This is a genomic window from Desulfopila sp. IMCC35006, assembly GCF_005116645.1.
In the GTDB taxonomy this organism is placed as follows: Bacteria; Desulfobacterota; Desulfobulbia; order Desulfobulbales; family Desulfocapsaceae; genus Desulforhopalus_A.
On sequence record NZ_SWCM01000001.1, the window covers coordinates 713,731 to 730,966 of the forward strand.

General features: G+C 50.5%; 17 protein-coding genes. 3 read left to right on the plus strand and 14 right to left on the minus strand.

Features of this window, described 5'->3' with window-relative positions:
• Window positions 1-18 precede the first annotated feature (18 nt).
• The 8 genes from FCL47_RS03175 to FCL47_RS03210 all read right to left on the minus strand — a co-directional run bounded on the left by FCL47_RS03175 (window position 19) and on the right by FCL47_RS03210 (window position 7,637).
• On the minus strand, window positions 19-813 hold the full coding sequence (locus FCL47_RS03175) for an ABC transporter ATP-binding protein (protein WP_136811989.1): 795 nt from the start codon (window positions 811-813) through the stop codon (window positions 19-21).
• Window positions 810-1,697: an ABC transporter permease gene (locus tag FCL47_RS03180; protein ID WP_136811990.1), complete on the minus strand. Its 888-nt coding sequence runs from the start codon at window positions 1,695-1,697 to the stop codon at window positions 810-812. The genes FCL47_RS03175 and FCL47_RS03180 overlap by 4 nt, the downstream gene beginning before the upstream one ends.
• A 16-nt stretch (window positions 1,698-1,713) precedes the next feature.
• Entirely contained in the window at window positions 1,714-2,676 is a 963-nt protein-coding gene (locus FCL47_RS03185; RefSeq protein WP_136811991.1) for an ABC transporter substrate-binding protein, read from the minus strand.
• Window positions 2,677-3,033: 357 nt separating this feature from the next.
• Window positions 3,034-3,807 carry a hydroxyacylglutathione hydrolase gene (gene gloB, locus FCL47_RS03190; RefSeq protein WP_167496340.1) on the minus strand — a complete coding sequence of 258 codons (774 nt, stop codon included), beginning with the start codon at window positions 3,805-3,807 and terminating at the stop codon, window positions 3,034-3,036.
• Window positions 3,808-3,983: 176 nt separating this feature from the next.
• Complete coding sequence (locus tag FCL47_RS03195; RefSeq protein WP_136811993.1) at window positions 3,984-4,481, minus strand: periplasmic heavy metal sensor; 498 nt, start codon at window positions 4,479-4,481, stop codon at window positions 3,984-3,986.
• A 288-nt stretch (window positions 4,482-4,769) separates the two neighbouring features.
• Window positions 4,770-5,966: an MFS transporter gene (locus FCL47_RS03200; protein ID WP_136811994.1), complete on the minus strand. Its 1,197-nt coding sequence runs from the start codon at window positions 5,964-5,966 to the stop codon at window positions 4,770-4,772.
• Between the two features lie 63 nt (window positions 5,967-6,029).
• Window positions 6,030-6,455, minus strand: a complete 426-nt coding sequence (locus tag FCL47_RS03205; RefSeq protein ID WP_136811995.1) for a hypothetical protein — start codon at window positions 6,453-6,455, stop codon at window positions 6,030-6,032.
• A 759-nt stretch (window positions 6,456-7,214) separates the two neighbouring features.
• Complete coding sequence (locus tag FCL47_RS03210) at window positions 7,215-7,637, minus strand: RNase adapter RapZ (protein ID WP_255580639.1); 423 nt, start codon at window positions 7,635-7,637, stop codon at window positions 7,215-7,217.
• Between the two features lie 159 nt (window positions 7,638-7,796).
• Here FCL47_RS03210 and FCL47_RS03215 point away from each other — a divergent pair, with 159 nt between their 5' ends.
• Entirely contained in the window at window positions 7,797-9,194 is a 1,398-nt protein-coding gene (locus FCL47_RS03215) for an MATE family efflux transporter (RefSeq protein WP_136811997.1), read from the plus strand.
• On the opposite strand, the gene FCL47_RS03220 is transcribed toward FCL47_RS03215, so the two are convergent.
• From FCL47_RS03220 to FCL47_RS03230, 3 genes are all read right to left on the minus strand, one after another.
• On the minus strand, window positions 9,185-10,357 hold the full coding sequence (locus tag FCL47_RS03220; protein ID WP_240744114.1) for an MFS transporter: 1,173 nt from the start codon (window positions 10,355-10,357) through the stop codon (window positions 9,185-9,187). The genes FCL47_RS03215 and FCL47_RS03220 overlap by 10 nt on opposite strands.
• A gap of 46 nt (window positions 10,358-10,403) precedes the next feature.
• Window positions 10,404-10,820 (minus strand): response regulator, encoded by a 417-nt coding sequence (locus FCL47_RS03225; RefSeq protein ID WP_136811998.1) that lies wholly within the window; start codon window positions 10,818-10,820, stop codon window positions 10,404-10,406.
• Window positions 10,821-11,120: 300 nt separating this feature from the next.
• On the minus strand, window positions 11,121-12,128 hold the full coding sequence (locus FCL47_RS03230) for a serine/threonine protein kinase (protein ID WP_136811999.1): 1,008 nt from the start codon (window positions 12,126-12,128) through the stop codon (window positions 11,121-11,123).
• Window positions 12,129-12,522: 394 nt separating this feature from the next.
• Between FCL47_RS03230 and FCL47_RS03235 the strand changes: the two genes are divergently transcribed.
• A complete protein-coding gene (locus FCL47_RS03235; RefSeq protein WP_136812000.1) occupies window positions 12,523-13,335 on the plus strand; it encodes a hypothetical protein in 813 nt (270 codons plus the stop codon).
• Window positions 13,332-13,997, plus strand: coding sequence for an RluA family pseudouridine synthase (locus tag FCL47_RS03240; RefSeq protein ID WP_240744115.1), 666 nt, complete (start codon window positions 13,332-13,334; stop codon window positions 13,995-13,997). The genes FCL47_RS03235 and FCL47_RS03240 overlap by 4 nt, the downstream gene beginning before the upstream one ends.
• 77 nt (window positions 13,998-14,074) lie before the next feature.
• Here FCL47_RS03240 and FCL47_RS03245 read toward each other — a convergent pair whose 3' ends face one another.
• The 3 genes from FCL47_RS03245 to FCL47_RS03255 all read right to left on the minus strand — a co-directional run bounded on the left by FCL47_RS03245 (window position 14,075) and on the right by FCL47_RS03255 (window position 17,215).
• Entirely contained in the window at window positions 14,075-15,298 is a 1,224-nt protein-coding gene (locus tag FCL47_RS03245) for a tetratricopeptide repeat protein (protein ID WP_136812001.1), read from the minus strand.
• A gap of 60 nt (window positions 15,299-15,358) precedes the next feature.
• Complete coding sequence (locus tag FCL47_RS03250) at window positions 15,359-15,784, minus strand: TraR/DksA C4-type zinc finger protein (protein WP_136812002.1); 426 nt, start codon at window positions 15,782-15,784, stop codon at window positions 15,359-15,361.
• 504 nt (window positions 15,785-16,288) lie between these two features.
• Entirely contained in the window at window positions 16,289-17,215 is a 927-nt protein-coding gene (locus tag FCL47_RS03255; RefSeq protein ID WP_136812003.1) for an RluA family pseudouridine synthase, read from the minus strand.
• Between the last annotated feature and the right edge of the window lie 21 nt (window positions 17,216-17,236).

Sequence of the window (17,236 nt, forward strand, 5' to 3'; positions counted from 1 at the left end):
TGCTCCCGCCGGTTCAGCTTAGTTCAACAGCAGAGAATCCATGGCCAGCTCCTCACCCTGCGCCCTGTAGAACTGCTGGAGAAGATCTTTGACCGTCAGATTTTCTTTTTCTTCGCCGCGCAGATCAAGCAATATCCGGCCCTGGTGCAGCATGATAAGCCTGTTGCCGAAACTGATGGCATGTTTCATGTTATGGGTGATCATCAGGGTGGTGAGTTTCTGATTTTTGACTATTTCCTGGGTGAGGTGCAAAATCTGGTTGGCTGTTTTCGGATCCAGCGCGGCAATATGTTCGTCGAGGAGCAGGACCTCCGGCTTGATCATGGTCGCCATCAGCATGGTCAGCGCCTGGCGCTGACCGCCGGAAAGCAGGCCGACCTTGTCGAGCAGCCGATTTTCCAGGCCGAGCCCCAGCTTCGTCAGTTCTTCACGAAAATGCTGCCGGTCACGGTGTTTGACTCCTCGGCCAAGCCCCCTTCTTTTGCCCCGCAGACCAGCCAGGGCCATATTCTGTTCGAGGGTTGCCGAAGGACAGGTACCAAGCAGCGGGTCCTGAAAAACCCGCGAGATAAGCGAGGCCCTTTTATACTCCGGCCAGCCGGTGACGTCCACGCCGGCTATGGTAATCCGCCCGGAATCGGGAAAAAAACCGCCGGCGATGCAATTCAGCAAAGTTGACTTTCCGGCACCATTCGAGCCAATCACCGTGATGAAATCGCCCTCATCAATCTGCAGATTGATAGTATTGAGGGCAAAGACTTCATTGACACTGCCCTTGTGAAAATATTTCACAATGTTCTCTAATCGGATCACCGCTGAATCAATCTCTTCTTAAGGTTAGGGGTGATGAGTGCACCGATGACCAGCAAGGCGGTTATCAGATTCAAATCACTCGGATTAAAACGAAAAGCACCAAATTCAAGGCCTAAGGCCAGGGCAATGGCCAGACGATAGACGATGGAGCCAAGCAGGGCGGCGATAAAAGCCCTGGGCATGGTTTTACAGCCAAAGACCGTCTCGCCGATGATGACCGAGGCGAGCCCGGCAACGATGGTGCCGATCCCCATGCCGACATCGGCAGCGCCCTGATTCTGGGCGACCAGCGCACCACTCAGGGCAACCAGCCCATTTGACAACCCGACACCCAAAACAATGATGGTATTGGTATTGACGCCAAGACTTCTGATCATCTGCGGATTATCGCCGGTGGCAAGAATTGCCTGACCCAGCTCTGTCGACAGAAACCAGATGATAAAGGTGAGGACCAGCAGGGCGAAGGCACCAAAAATTATCAGGCCGGCATACTGGGATGGCACCCCTGCCTTCGTCACCAGGTCAAAGACGGTGTCCTGGCCTAAAAGCGCAACATTCGGTCCGGACATTATCCTGATATTGATTGAATACAGCGCGATCATCGTCAGAATCGAGGCAAGCAGGTGCAGAATCTTGAACTTGGTGTTCAAAAATGCGGTAACCATCCCGGCCAGAAATCCCCCGGCTAAGGCAAAAAGCAGGGAAAGATACGGATTGACTCCACTGGTAATCGCCACCGCCGAGATCGCCGCGCCGAGGGGCAGGCTGCCATCAACGGTAAGATCGGGAAAATCGAGGATACGAAAGGTGAGATACACCCCGATAACCATTATGCCGTAGACAAACCCCTGCTCTACGGCGCCAAGTGCGGCATACAATGTCATAATGAATTTCTGCTCGTTACTGGTAAATCTTGGTTGCCTTTTTCAAGAGGGCTTCCGGTGGGACAACCCCCATCTGCCTGGCATAGTCGGCATTGATATAAAGCTGCAGGTCCGTCTGAAACTGGACAGGAATGTTTTCCGGTTTTTCACCGTTAAGAATTCTCTCGGCAATGGCCCCGGTCTGGTAGCCGTGCTTATAATAGTCAAAACCCATTGCCGCAACGGCGCCTCTTTTTACCGAATCCACATCCGCCGCAAAAATTGGCAGTTTATTCTGGACGCCCACTTTAAGGACTGATTCCAGAGCGGAGATAATGGTATTATCGGTGGGAATAAAGATTGCGTCGACCTTCCCGACCAGGCTTTTTGCCGCCTGATAGACATCTGCAGTCTTCGAAGCGGTAGCCTCGACCGTATCAAAACCGAGCTCTCCCCGCAAAGCCTTAATCGAGGCAATGGTTGCTTTGGAGTTGGCCTCTCCGGCATTGTAGAGGAGTCCCAGCTTTTTGATATCAGGTTTAAATGTCAAAACCATCATAATATGTTCTTTGACGGGCAGCAAATCGGAAACCCCGGTGATGCCGGCATCCGGATGCTGCAGGTCCTTGACCAGGCCGGCGGCAATGGGGTCGGTCACCGCGGTAAACAGCAGGGGGCGTTTGAGTTCAGCCGGCGCCTTGCTGAGTGCCTGAACACAGGTCTGGGCGGACGGGGTGGCGATGGCCACGAGTAAATCAGCCTTCTCCCCCACCATCTGCTGGGCGATCTGGGTTGCCGTGCCCATATTGGCCTGGGCATTATGAACAGTATATTTCACGGGTATATTCTTTTCATGCAAATAGTCCTGAAAACCCTGCAGAACCGCATCAAGTGCCGGATGTTCCACAAACTGACTCACCGAGATGGTGGCCCCGTAAACCGTGATCCCCTGCAAAAAGAGACAGGCGCAGAGCAATGCGGCAGTTAAAAGTTTCTTCATGTTCCAATCCTCCAAAATAATTTGCCCGTTTATACATGGTATGATTCACCGGATCGCATAAAAATCAGTATCGACACCAATGAATAGACACATCAGCAATGATGACTGACAAAATTCTTCCGATCGAGAGACATCTAGCCGATAATCGCGTGAAGGTCAACGATGCTTTAGCGCCTTTCTTCTGACTGTCCCGTCAAAAAAGTAAAGACAGAGTCCTTTTGCCCTTGAAGAGTTGAACATGCCACGTTGGCCCTCCTCCTGCGCTTTTCAACTGGGTCCGGCACTCGTGCCGGCTGTCCTGTTATTGCTTCATTGCTTGCGTATAAAAAGATTACCCGAAGACCGGGACATCGACGGTCAGAAAGAATCTCGAAGCCGACGCAGCGCGGTAAAGATCGAGAGGGGATCCAATGCTTCGCCTATACATTTTGCCGCAACACTGTCGATGATATTTTTTTCTGCACAGCGGAGGAACGGATTGGTGTGACCCTCGATCTGCAGGGTCGAGGGGGTGGTCGGTTGTCCTTTCTCTCTTAAGGCAATTATCTGCGCCAATCTTTTACCGACCGCCTGGTTTTCCGGCTCAACAAATGCGGCAAATTTAAGGTTATGTACCGTATATTCATGACCGAAATACACTTTCGTTTCAGCAGGAAGGGATTTGATTCTCTTATTCAGGGCCTCATACATCTGTTTTGGACTTCCCTCGAACAGTCGACCGCAGCCACTGCCAAAAAGCGTGTCACCGGTAAACAAAGCATCCTCCAGCAGATAACAGAGACTGCCGGTAGTATGACCCGGGGTATGGAGAACCTGTCCAGCAATATCACCAACGTGGATGTTGCTTCCATCAGTCAGCAGAGAGTTCATACCCGGGATCCTTCGTTTATCACTCTCATGACCATAGACCGGGAGTCCAGGGAATTCGTCACGAAGATCCTCCAGGCCGCCGATATGATCGGCATGGTGATGGGTGCAGTACACAGCCTGCAGACGGACCCCAAGGCGTTCTATTGCCTGCGAGACAGGATAGTATTCGGCCGGATCAATAATGGCGGCCGCCCCTGTCTCTTCACAGATGATCAGATAGCTGTAGTTATCAAATGAACAAGGGATCGAAACGATTTGCATAGTGCGCACCTGCTTTGTCATAATGAGATAGGAATATTCATTAAGGCAACAGTATGCACTGTACAAAATAAGGGGAGGGTATTCCAGCAATAAAGAGCCCCATCAGCAGCTTGTATCATGAGGGAGGAGCATGAGAAGCCGCTGATGAGGCGGAGGGAGGGTACTAATTTTATTTTTTATTCTGTCTTTTGCTGCGGCTCATCATCATCGTTCATCGGGACAGGCCCCTGGCCCATGCCCCACCCCTGGCCACCACAGGGGCCACAGCCCATTTGCCTCATACCGCCCATGCGGCCCATGCCGCCCATGTGACCGGGGCCGACATACTGGGAGACGCCTGCCTGTTCAGCCTTTTCCTGCATGGCTGCCCGAAGATCAAACAGCTCTCCGGTCACCTTGGCAACCGCCTGCGAATCCGGCGAATTCGCTCGCATCAGGGCTTGCTTTTCCGCTCGTTTCATCGCCATTTCCTTATGCAGCGGCAGGGTATCTTTGTAAAACTGCTTAATTTTATCCTGCGTTGCCTGGTCCAGCTGCTGCAACATCTGTCCCTGCATCTGCGGACAGTTACCGTAACCTCTGTTGCCTCTGTTGCCTTTTCCCCAGTCGGCCGAAGCCCCTGTTGCCATGGCAAGTCCCATAATAAGAGCAAGTGCTACCAGTTGCTTTTTCATATCGATTCTCCTTGTGCTGTTTGCAGTTGCCGAAAATGGCGATGCAAGTTTTTCTAGTTATGTGTCCCCAAGAGGACCGCTCTCCTGGCGTCTTGGTCACCATCTTTTATTTTAAAGGAAGCAAATGCGATGCCAGAAAACACAAAACATGCAAGAAACTGTTATTACATGTTTATTTTACGTATAAGGAATAGGTTGAACACGACAGGATGTGAACACTAGGTAAAAATTACTCAACCGGCAAACAGGAATTGGGCAGAAACTCCTCATCTCTGCCCTGAACAGACGCTATCTTGTGCGATAGCGTATTATTACCAGACCGGCAAGCGCCACCAGGCAAAAGAGCGCCCCGGTGGAAAAGGTGTAAAAGGCGCCAAAATGTTCCCAAAGCGCCCCAGCCACTAAGCTCGCCGGCAACATGGCAAGCCCGCTCACCAGGTTGAAAAATCCAAACGCCGTACCGCGCAAATCGATAGGTGCGGCATCAGCCACCATCGTCACCAGCAGGCCCTGGGTCATGCCCATGTGGATACCCCACAGAGCCACACCAGCTAATATTAAACTCCAGTGACCGCTCATCGCCAGAATCAGATCAGCCGCAATCAGGATCATTAATCCGAGCGCGAGCAGTTTTTCACGGCTGATTTTGTCAGAGAGTTTGCCAAATGGATAGGCCGATAAAGCGTAGATCACATTCATCACCACCATCACCAGCGGCACCAGGGCAAGGGGAACCCCACTCTGCTGGGCCCGCAAAACAAGAAACGCTTCGCTGAACCTGGCCAGGGTAAATACCGCGCCTGTGCCGACAACCCACCAGTACGCAGCGCTCAACCGTTTGAGGTTGTCTTTTTGAATCGGGTTGCTCCGCTTCTCGAGCTGCTGTGTTCCCGGCTCCTGCATACCGAAGAAAAGCAGGAGCACCGCCAACGCCCCTGGGATAACAGCGACCTGGAATACCGCCCGAAAATTGTTCGACCAAAGCAGCATCAAGCCAACCGCTAGTAAAGGGCCGATAAAAGCACCTGCCGTATCGAGGGACTGTCGCAGACCAAAGGCTGCCCCACGCAGGTGCGGCGGCACGATATCTGCGATCAGAGCATCCCTCGGGGCGCCACGAATACCTTTGCCGACCCGATCGAGGAACCGGGCTGCCAGCACAATACCCATGGACGATGCGATGGCAAAGAGCGGTTTGGTCAGCGCCCCAAGCGCATAGCCGAACACGGCCAGACCTTTGCGCCTGCCGAGATAATCACTCAACGCACCTGAAAAAACCTTTACGATCAGAGCTGTGGCTTCCGCTAATCCTTCGATCAAGCCTACCGCCATCGCGCCGGCCCCGAGTGTTGTCACCATGAACAGGGGCAGCAGGCTATGAATCATTTCCGAAGAAACATCCATTAGCAGGCTGACTGATCCGAGCACCCACACTCCCGCCGGAATCTGTTTTAATGATTGCTTGGTGCTATTGGCAATGCCCATGTTCCAGCTCCAGTGAATACGGATGCTCTTTGCGTCAGTCACATGATACGTTGATGCAACATGTCAACACCTTCCTATTTTTCGAATCTTTTCTCCGGTGTCCCTGCTGAAATAAAAACCACATTGAGCGTTGCAGAGTGTCACCTCATCAATATCCCTTTGATCTATCGGAAAAACCTTGCAGGCCTGCGGTCTGCATTTTCCGTAGACAAGACAGTGCCCCTGTTTGGTCAACATGGGACAGGTGAACAACAGGTTGCAGCATGTGCCGCATTGGCGGCAGGCACCGAGGCGGGCGGAAAGTTGTTGTTGGACATACCGTTTTTGCCAATGCACCAGCACCAGACGCCGCAATTTTCCGACCGTGTGCAGGACAAAACGGGATTCCTGAAACATCTCGGGAATTCTTCTACTTAAACCATAGAGGAAAGTGGGTACAACAGCGATCCGATCAATCCATCTGTGCATACTGTGACTAATCAACTGCATTTCTGCTCCTATTAAGAAAAATCTCTGGTTATTTTCAATCCTGCAAATCCTGTTTTTGTCGATATCGTGCAAAATTATAAAAAGTATCCGAGCTTTCTCATTTCAGACACCATAAACGCATCAGGCTACTCCACTAAAATGAAGAAAACATAAAGAAAATCGTTGAGAAATATACGTTTTGAACAAAACAATAAAGAGTGGGCAGCACCCGCCAGAGGGAAGGTGCCGTCATGGGTTGACTCCCGAGACATCCGGCGGTGTTTGTCACCTGAGCCAGAACGGAGACAGGATAAAAGCGCGCAAACAAGTGTTCCTGTTCGTTTTCAGTTATGCCGACGCCCGCATCACTTGTCCTTCTTACAACACATACGTCTTCTTTTTCGATAGAAATATCTATTTTCTCCGAAAAATTTATTATTGTATCGCACACCTCAATTTATAATAGTTACCACTACATCTTTATCTTGCTTTTTAATCCGGACCTCATCGCCACCGAGACGTGCCTGGGGAAAACCCATCATCAGGACGTCTATTATGTTTCTCGGTTTCTTCAACGATCATAAAAACATTTCCATATTTATCATGGCTCTTTTTTCTTACCAGGGCAATCTCGCTCTCATTACGTATAACGAGCAGATGGGTCCACACTTCATCGGCGACAAGGGAGTGCAAGATGGCTCAGTACTATTTTTAACAATGTATCATGACGCAGGATAGATTCATCTGCCGCGGGAGCAGGTTACAGGGGGCATCGGATATTCAGTCGACCACCCTGCCATCCCGCTCAATATCCCGATGAAAAACCGTCAGTTCCACTGGAAATTCTGTCAGAAAAGCGGCTATCTTCTCGGTTACCGCAACCGACCGGTGCCTTCCGCCTGTGCAGCCGACGGCGATTCGGACTGTTTTTTTGCCAACAGTAGTGTTCTGCTCAATGATGCATTGCAGGAGCGGTTCAAGATGAACAAAGAAAGAGAGTCCCGCCTCGCTCCGCAGCACATATTCGGCAACTTTTTTAACCTTGCCGGTCAAGGGCTGCAGTTCGGGTACCCAATACGGATTGGGAAGAAAACGTACATCCAGGACCATATTCACATCGACGGGAAAACCGTATTTGAAGCCAAACGAATAGAGAACTATATTTAATTGCTGCGACCTGGCCATTTCCATCCTCTCTCTAATCGCTGAGTAAAAGTATGCGCGGGCTTGCTTCCCGTTGACCGGGGGTAGAAAAACTTAGCAGGTGCCATTATCGCCCGGTTGGTGTATGAACAATATCCTGCCATGGATCCGATGGCTAGCGAACTGTGGTCGCTCTTTTTGCTCTAATCACTACATAAAATGCCAGATTTTCTCAAACAATTTTTGCAATACAGCCGGCATCGGGAAGTTCTCAGGATCTGCCTGCCACTGGTTATCAGCCTGTCGGCAACAACGGTCATGGAATTCACCGACCGGGTATTTCTCGCTAATTATTCAATCGACGCCATTTCCGCGGCACTCCCGGCGGGCATTACCTCTTATCTTTTTCTGGCCTTTTTCGGTGGGGTCGGCAGCTATGCCGGGGTCTTCATCGCGCAGTATACCGGCAGAGGCAATCCGCAAAAGATAGGTACCGTTCTCTGGCAGGGAATATATTTCACCATCGTCGCGGGATGTATTCTTTGGCTGCTGGCGGTTTTTGCGACGAAACCGATTTTTTTACTGGCCGGCCATCCCGAGTCGGTGCGGCAGCTGGAAGAAATCTATTTTTCCATTTTATGTAAAGGCTCCGTACTGCACCTGGCCATGGCGACCCTGTCGACTTTTTTTACCGGAAGAGGGTTGACCAGACCGGTAATGGTCATCACCTTTCTGGGTGTCTTTATCAATATCCCGCTGGATTATGCCCTTATTTTCGGTCATTGGGGCCTGCCTCAGCTCGGTATTGAAGGTGCTGCCTACGCCACGGTAACGGCCTGGGGGGTTAATGTACTCTTCCTCGCCGCAATGATCTTTTCCCCCAAAAACAATCTTCGGTTCGGGGTTTTTGCCAGTTACCGCTTCAACCGGGATATTTTCGTCAGACTCATGCGCTTCGGCATTCCGGGGTCGCTGCAGTTCACTATGGATATTCTGGCCTTTACTCTCTTTATCCTCCTTGTTGGCAGGATTGGCAAGGCCGAGCTGGCCGCAACCAATATTGTCCTGTCGATCAACGCCCTGGCATTTATGCCGTCGATGGGGGTTTCCCAGGGGATGAGCGTTCTTGTCGGCCAGGCGCTGGGCAGAAAAAAACCGGCCCTTGCCGCATATTATGTCTGGAGCGGCTGCCAGCTGCTCATCACGTACATCCTGGCGATCGACCTGCTCTTTCTTTTTGCTCCCGACGTGGTTCTCGCTCCCTTTATGGCTTCAGAACAGGGAGCGGCATCGCAGACACTGGTTTTGAGTTATGGCAGAACGCTGCTCAAAATTGTCTCCGCCTACCTCTTTTTCGATGCGTTGTATATGGTTTTCAGCGGCGCGCTGCGCGGCGCCGGGGACACGAGGTTCATGATGCTGGCCGTCGGCATCGCCGCCCCTCTCTGTCTGGTGCTGCCGGTATATATCGGCATTGAATATTGTCATATTTCGGTCACCACGGCCTGGATCTGGGTCCTGGTTTTCGTTACGGTCCTGTTTCTTCTCGCCTCGCTACGTTATCGGCAAGGTACCTGGAAAAAAATGCTGGTTATCGAAGACGGGCCTCAGGGTTGAACGACTGCCCTGTTTTCAGAGACTTGTACGGCGATTTTCAGCCGTCTGGTGACGAAAAAGGCAAGACAGACCATGGAGAGAAGCTGAATGAGAAAAGCCTGCCACCCAAATCTCTCAAAAACCGCTCCCGGCAAGACTGAACCGAGCGTGCCGCCGGTATAATAAAAGGAAATGTAAAGTCCGTTGGCGATAGCTTTATTCTGCTGGGCAAGCTTATTGACAAAACCGGACAGCAGGGAGTGAGATGTAAAAAGTCCGGCACAAAAGACAAACATAGTGATAAACATCACTATGTAATTCTCAATCATAAAAAAAACAATCCCCACCCCGAAAACCACAATACCCATGCTGATAGCATCGGATTCATTGCCGAAATGGTTGATAATCCTTCGGGTATTCAGGGAGACCAGAATCCCCATGCTGTACCCGAGATAGAGAAGACCGATGCCCGTTTCCCTGAATGCCGGATTTATGCTCTTCAATTCAAACGGCAGGAAATTCATCAGCGCGGCAAAGACAAAAAAGAGACAGAAAATCGAGGTGTACAGCCACAAGAATTCTTTAGCCTTCAAGAGACTTACGATCTCAGCCAGCTTCGGTCGGGCATAGTGCATCTTCGCATCTCTGACCATTCTTTTCAGCAGATAACTATTAAGAAGCAGCAACAGGCCGAGAACAAAAAAGAAAAACCGCCAGCCAAATAGATCAGTGCATAAACCCGAGAGAAAACGGCCTAAGAAACCGCCGAGAATTGTCGCCGCAATATACGCCGCTATGGCATGCTGCACCTTTTCTTTTGGCGAAGAGTAGCTGATATAACTCATGAGGGACGTCAGGATAGCCGGAATCATCAGCCCCTGAACCGCCCTTATTGTCAGCAGCGTCAGGTAGTCTCCAGCCAGAGAAAAAATTATTTCCAGGATACCGAGCAGGAAAAGAGCCCACCGCACCATAACTTTTGCGGAAAAGGATTCGAGAATATAGCCATAGAAAAGCGGTGCAACCCCAAGTGGCGCCATCATCAGTGTCGTAAACAGAATGGCCTGGAAATGCGAGAGCTGAAACTCCTGTTGAAATAAGGGCTGGATCGGCTGGGCTGCGTAGAGTGAACAGAAAGTTACAACCGTGGTAAAATAGATATATTTGCTTGCAGAGTCAGTCACAAAACTGGTCCCTGGCCTGATACTCTGAAAAACAAAGCTGCAACTCTCAGACTACTGAAGAGAGAAGATTCTGCATGGCGGCCAGATCAAAGGGTTTGGCAATCCCTCCTGAGAATCCATACTTCTGAAAATTGAGCAGAACCGGATCAGTCGAGTATCCGCTGGAAACAAATACTGTTGCTTCGCTGTCAATTTTCAGAATTTTACCCACAGCCTCTTTCCCCCCCATTCCTCCCGGAATAGTCAGATCCATAATCACCGCCTGAAATCCATCACCATCATCTCGATGCTTTTTATACTCCCTTACCGCATCAGCGCCATCCGTCACCCGCAAAGCTTTATAGCCTAGATATTCGATCATCTGGCAGGCAATTTCTCCGACCATGTCTTCGTCATCCATGACCAGAATCTTCTTTTTCTTCTCTTGTGCTACCAAGTGTGATTCCTCCAACAATGCAAACATTTTCCCTGCTGAAACGGCTTCCCGTTGAGCGGGAAATCATCCGTGTGTGAGACCAGTATGCCAGATAAAAAACAGCCCCGTCAAGAATTTTACAGGCAGAAAAGCATTATCGTTTCCCGATCCAGCTGCGACTGCATCTCTCTGTAATATTGGCCCGATACTGGTTATTGCTGGTTTCTTATGGTAATAATTTATCCCAACCGGACCTCATAATTTTGACGTCGCAAAATTTTTCGCCAGTTGACCTACAGCGGTTACTCATGCGGCGCAAATCTCCAGACGTATCCCCGGGGCGATTGTTTACAGCACATTCCCCGAAGGCAGGCGGCTTTCGGCAATCCTTTCCCGCTGATCAATAAGATCGTCAATCTCCCGGCGCCAGTATTCCGGGGAGCCAAAACCGTCAATGGCTCTGGTGCTGCCGTCGCCTTCCACCTGATGGGCACACCATGCCATATAATGAATAAAACGCATCGCCCGAAGTGGTTCGATCAGCCGCAGGGACCTGCGGTCAAATGGACGAAAGGTCTCATAGCCTTCAAGGAAGAGATCAAGCTGTACAAACGATTCATCGACATCGCCGGGCAGGAGCATCCAGATATCCTGCACCGGCGGCCCCATGGCCATATCGTCAAAATCGATTAAATAAAAGGACTCCCCCGGCCGTTGGATAACATTGGAAAAATGGCAGTCCCCATGAATCCGGATTCTTTCCGCCTTGGCAAAGAGCGGTTGTATATCGGCTATAATTGCCTGGGCAGCCTCTTCAAGAGGCGGTTTCAAATCTTCGGGAATACAGCGGGACTTGAGGAGATAGGCAAGCTGCTTCCGTGTCGAATGGTGCGGTGCCATGATAATCCGGTGTTTGGCTTTGGCCGTCTCGCCCACTTTATGGACCCGGCCGAGCAGCCGACCAAGCTGCAACCATTGATCGTCATTGAATTCATCGACACTTCGCCCGCCGCATTTAGGGAAAATACTGAAGAGCAGGTGCTCACTTTCGGCAATGGTCTCGCCATTGACCAGGATCAGGGGGGCAACAACCGGTATTTCCTGGGCGACCAGATCGAGCAAAAATTTATGTTCATCGAGAATGGCGTTTTTTGACCAACGGTCCGGCCGGTAGAATTTCACCACCATTCGAACTTTTTGCACCGTTTCGATCTCAAAGACCCTGTTGATATAACTGTTCAAGGTGCGGAAGAGATTATTACAGCGGACCCCCAGTACCTTTTCAACCAGGTTCAACACTCGATCCGGCCCCAGTTGTTGAAAATCTATACCCGTTTTTTTCATCTGACTGGCCATCTTTTCCATCCTCTGTCCAATGCTGCATTATGCGATAACCGAATACTTCCGGCGGGCCAATCCAACCAAACGCTGCCTGAACCATGCTGTTCTCGCCATCTGCTCTCTACTCTAGGCATCTGTTGAGAGAACAGCCAGTCAAACGGCAGACGGCTCTTATAGTATCACTTTCCATCATTTTCAGGAAGTCACTGTTTACAATGCAGTTAAACAAAATAATTGTTCAGAACAAAAAAGGACTTGTTCTGCCTGCGGCAAACGCCCCGACTTTCCATAAGTGATGCCACTCCAAGCTGGAGAAGAAGTACTTTACGGAATATTTTCCTGAACAAACAAGAAAATATCCGGTAAGGTACTTCTTCTCAAAGCCACTACACACAGAAAACATATGCACATGAACAACTGTTCTGCACAGAGATTTACGGCGGATCCGCCGCAGATAAGAACCGGCGGTTACTGCCGAAAATGCGACCAGGAGCACTGGCTTGGTCCCGGCAATACTGTGCCTCACTGCCGCAGCCTTATGCATCACCTTGCCCGGCGGCAAACGATAAATCTTTTTTCAACTGGGCTGGAAGAGTCGGTGGCACTGGAAACGGCGCCGCTCTTTGGGCCAGCCAGGGGGAAAATGTTCGGGGTTATGGAATGCCTGGCCCCGGACGGAACAACGGTCATTGTCCATGCTTTTTCAGGACAGTATAACGGGCTCTGGCTGGTTGATGGGTGGGCGCCGCCTCTTTTTGAGGTCGACGAATTTCTCGCGATGACGGTCGATACGGAAAAGCAGATAAAACAGATCGGCAGGCAAATCGACCAGTGCCAGCCGCATTCATTCGATTGGCTGGCGCTGAGACAAGAACGTCGTCATATTTCCAGAACACTTATGGGCGATATCCAATCTTTGTATATGTTGCACAATTTTAGAGGAGAAAAAGCCACGATACACGAAGCTTTTTTCGGCACTAACGGCATCCCCACGGGTACCGGCGACTGCTGCGCACCAAAACTGCTCAATTTTGCGGCTCAACGTAAGCTGCATCCACTCGGTATCAGTGAATTTTTCTGGGGCAGAGAGAACAAATCAGGAGGACAGCGACACACCGTCTTCTCCTCCTCCTGTGCGGAAAAATGTCAGCCAATTCTGGGATTTATGCTTTGCGGCCTCGATACAAGTGGTAACAACGGCAAAAAAGGCGACAATGCATGATGAACCGGCAGACACAACCAGAGAAAACACTGGCAATCCTCTATCAGGACAGCGACATCGTCGTTATCGATAAACCAGGTGGACTGCTTGCGGTACCGGGAAGGGGCCCGGCCAAACAGGACTGTGCGGCAGCAAGACTACGCCGTCGCCTGCCGAAAATGATCGATCAGCCGGCCGTTCACAGACTGGACATGTACACTTCCGGCCTGATGGTTTTTGCAGTTACTGCTGCGGCCCATCGCTTTCTTTCGGGGCAATTCGAAAAACGGGCGGTCGTAAAAAAATATACTGCGGTTGTTGAGGGAGTCTTCGAGGCCCCAGGCGGAGAAATCCACCTCCCCTATCGCCTCGACGTGAACGACCGTCCCCGGCAGATATTTGATCCGGTACATGGCAAGTTAGGCAGTACTCGCTGGCTGAAACTTGACGCAACAGAGTCCACAACCCGGGTCGAATTCACTCCCCTTACCGGGCGAACGCACCAGCTCCGGGTCCATGCCGCCCACCCTCGTCCCCAGGGACTTGGCGCGCCGATCGTCGGCGACAGCCTCTACGGCTCCGGCAAAGAGGGAGATGCAATGCTGCTCCATGCAACTTTTCTCCAGTTTCTCCATCCTGCAACGCGGCAAGTTATCCAGTTTGACTCGCGCCCCCCCTTCTAACCCCGCCAAACGGGAAATAAGCCGGGACTCTTCAGAAGGCCCCACGGGGGTACTCTCCTCAAGAGCAAGGCCTCTGCTCAAAGGCGGCTGTCCTGAAGCCTGAGACACCAGAGATCGCCCGGCACCCAGCGGCCCTGCTCCTTTCTGAGCGAAGTCCTCCGGCTCATCGCCACCGTCCATCCCGTCTGCACGGACAGCTGATGGATATAATCGGGTGCATGGGCAAATCTTCCCGTCGGCCGCAACCGATAACCAGTGCCATCCGCCGCCTCGGTGGAGAAACAGAACAGCACATCCCGGCGGGCATGACTGCGTAATAGAGAAAAAGTTTCCGCAAGATCTCCGACATAGGCAAAAACATCGGTGGCCAGAAAAAAATCGTAGCTCTGTTTTGACGATTGAAGAAAATTGGCAATACTGCCGGCATAGAGCTTTCGGTAAATTTTTTTAGCTTCTGCCAGCTCGATCATCTTTGTCGACAGGTCTATCCCGTCCAGTTCATTGATCATATCCGCAAAGGCCTGGCCACCAAGACCGGTCCCGCAGCCGAGATCCAACCCATGGTCATATCTCTTTTTCCAATCAGAACGTTCGTCGAGCAATCGCCGGATTGTCGAGGGAACGCAGTATTCCAGTTCCTCCACCAGACTTTTTTCATAGTGCAGGGAATAATTGTCAAAAACATCCCGTACATAGGAATCCGGCGAACTGGTTGCGTCAGCACAGGTAATGGCCGCAAGCATGTGTTGTGCTGCATGATGGTCCGGCTTGTATTCGAGTACCTTTTTATAATAGAAAACAGCATGTTCAACTGAACCGGTCAGGTGATACACATAGGCCAGATTGCTGTTGGCCGCCAGATGTTCCGGTGACAACGCCAACACCTTACGATACGCTTCAATAGCTTTTTCATGCTGTCTTCTGTCCTTGTAGCAGCCGGCGAGATTGTAGAGAGTATCGATATTGTCCGGTTGAGACTTTGCCACCTTTTTGTAGGATGCAATGGCTCCTTCCAGATCTCCGGTTTTCTTCTGCGCCAGAGCCAGATTAAATATGATATCCATATGTTGAGGGGCGAGGGTGGCGGCCCTGAGAAACGAATCTCGGCTCTGTACATATTCCCCTGACTCATAATAGACCAGTCCGAGATGCGAATGAAGCACCGGGGCGTCAGGAAAATGTTCAAGCAGCCGCAGATAGCCGGATTTGGCCGAATCGAGCAGACCTTCCTGCTGGTCCACCCCCGCTTTCATAAAGATTTCATTTAATTCTTCGTCCGACAGCTTTGGTGTTTTCTGCATAGTGTTATTTTTTTCTCCTCGCCCGACTCCCCCTGAAAAGAAAGGAGCAGAGCGAAAGTATCAGACAGATGCCGACCTCCCTCTCGCATTAACCATCCGTTCAAATTGTTCCTGCGCCTCAATGCATCGTGTTGCCACTGGTCGTGCTTCAAGTCTCTTTAAACCAATTTCATCACCTGTTATCTCACAATACCCGTACTCGCCATCCTTTATTCTGGCCAGAGCAAGGTCGATCTCTTCAATCAGCTTATTTTGCCTTTCTCTGGTACTGAAATCAACGAAAATTTCCGTCTGTTGTGCGCTTTGGTCAAGGATATCGGCAGTTCGCAGCCTGTCTCCTTTCAATTCTTCAAAAAATAATTCGGCTTGTTCCACCAACTGCCTGCGCCAGCTCAGCAGTTTCTGGGTAAAATATTGTCTGTGATTAAAGCACATATACTCTTCGTCTTCCAATGGCCGGTAGGTCTTAAAGATAATGTCCTGCATCGCTGATCTCCTTCACAAATTTTTGGGGGACGATTCATCCTCTGCGTTGAAAGTGTTTATCAATACCCGCTCTGGCAAAGCTACGGCTACAGGCCCATTGTATCCTTCGATTGTTATGGTCGTATTAGAATTCCTCTATGATTTTTTTAAGCAGGACGCACTCTTGGTGGGCGAGCGGACAGCCAAGGATTTTCGGTTTGCAAACGTCGATTTTCTGGGAAGCAGTAGTTGTAGTACTGCAGATTTGCTGAATATTGAATATAACGGGATTTAAGGTATATAAGCTCACAACAAACCGGCCTTACACCTTGCGATCATGGCGTCTTTTTTCGAGCAAGGTCAGACTCTGTACAGAGCCGGTCTCCCCGGTATGTTCGACACCCTTCCTTGTCCAGCCCGTGAAAGTTGGGTTCCCTCGATTACCTTAACCTGTCCCGGTATATCGGTTGCGCCCATCATCCACCCGCGACCAAAGCAAAACAAAAAACGTGATAAAGAATGGAGTTACCGCTCTTTCCCTACCACAAAGAGCTGCAGAAATTTCTTAGGGATTTCGGTTTCAAAGCGGCACAGCTCCCCGGTTTTCGGGTGGGTGAAGGCGAGGACCTGGGCATGCAGCCCCATCCGGCGCAGAGGACTCTGGGTTGACCCATATTTACTGTCGCCGATGACCGGGTGTCCGATGTCCTGCATATGTACCCGGATCTGATGTTTTCTGCCGGTTTCGAGGTTAATCTGTAAAAGAGAGAAATTCTTGTTTGTTTTTAATTTTTTATAATGGGTGATGGCCTTCTGTCCATGCTGCGGATTTTGCGACGAATAGACAATAAAGGCCTTGCTCTCATGCAGCCAGGAGATAATGGTTCCCTCCTCTTGCTGCACTTCACCTTCAACAACGCCGACATAGGTCCGCTGATCGATGGTTGTGGTCCAGTTCTCCTGGATCTGTCGTTTGATCGTTTCGTTTTTAGCAAACATTAGCAACCCCGATGTCTCCCGATCGAGCCTATGGATGATAAAAATTTTATTTTCCGGATTCTCCATCTTCACGTAACTGCTGAGTTGCGCATAGGCGGTTTTACGTTTTTCCTTGTCGGTGGCGACTGTCAAAAGGCCCGATGGTTTATTGATGACGATCAACTCCTGATCTTCATACACAATGTTGAGCCCGTGGGGCTGTTGCGGCTGGGTCTTTTTCTCCCAGGATATTTCCACCCGCTGACCTGGACGCAACGCATGATCGAACTGACGAACAGCTTTACCATCAATTGCAACCTGTCCATCTCGCAGAACGGCCTTGAGGACATTGCGGCTTTTATTCGGCACAAAACTGAGCAGACCGGCAAGCAGGGTATCGCTTTTTTCGACGATAAAGGTGTCAATCTTCATTTTTTTCTTGCCGGGTGCGGGGCGATTTTTGGTATTCTTCATGTTTCTCTCACTAAATATTGA

Coding starts and splice junctions, on each gene's coding strand:
- gloB (WP_167496340.1), bottom strand. CDS start 3,807: ATGCAAATCGTTTCGATCCCTTGTTCATTTGATAACTACAGCTATCTG.
- FCL47_RS03200 (WP_136811994.1), bottom strand. CDS start 5,966: ATGGGCATTGCCAATAGCACCAAGCAATCATTAAAACAGATTCCGGCG.
- FCL47_RS03195 (WP_136811993.1), bottom strand. CDS start 4,481: ATGAAAAAGCAACTGGTAGCACTTGCTCTTATTATGGGACTTGCCATG.
- FCL47_RS03225 (WP_136811998.1), bottom strand. CDS start 10,820: ATGTTTGCATTGTTGGAGGAATCACACTTGGTAGCACAAGAGAAGAAA.
- FCL47_RS03255 (WP_136812003.1), bottom strand. CDS start 17,215: ATGAAGAATACCAAAAATCGCCCCGCACCCGGCAAGAAAAAAATGAAG.
- FCL47_RS03235 (WP_136812000.1), top strand. CDS start 12,523: ATGAACAACTGTTCTGCACAGAGATTTACGGCGGATCCGCCGCAGATA.
- FCL47_RS03230 (WP_136811999.1), bottom strand. CDS start 12,128: ATGGCCAGTCAGATGAAAAAAACGGGTATAGATTTTCAACAACTGGGG.
- FCL47_RS03215 (WP_136811997.1), top strand. CDS start 7,797: ATGCCAGATTTTCTCAAACAATTTTTGCAATACAGCCGGCATCGGGAA.
- FCL47_RS03185 (WP_136811991.1), bottom strand. CDS start 2,676: ATGAAGAAACTTTTAACTGCCGCATTGCTCTGCGCCTGTCTCTTTTTG.
- FCL47_RS03180 (WP_136811990.1), bottom strand. CDS start 1,697: ATGACATTGTATGCCGCACTTGGCGCCGTAGAGCAGGGGTTTGTCTAC.
- FCL47_RS03205 (WP_136811995.1), bottom strand. CDS start 6,455: ATGCAGTTGATTAGTCACAGTATGCACAGATGGATTGATCGGATCGCT.
- FCL47_RS03240 (WP_240744115.1), top strand. CDS start 13,332: ATGATGAACCGGCAGACACAACCAGAGAAAACACTGGCAATCCTCTAT.
- FCL47_RS03250 (WP_136812002.1), bottom strand. CDS start 15,784: ATGCAGGACATTATCTTTAAGACCTACCGGCCATTGGAAGACGAAGAG.
- FCL47_RS03245 (WP_136812001.1), bottom strand. CDS start 15,298: ATGCAGAAAACACCAAAGCTGTCGGACGAAGAATTAAATGAAATCTTT.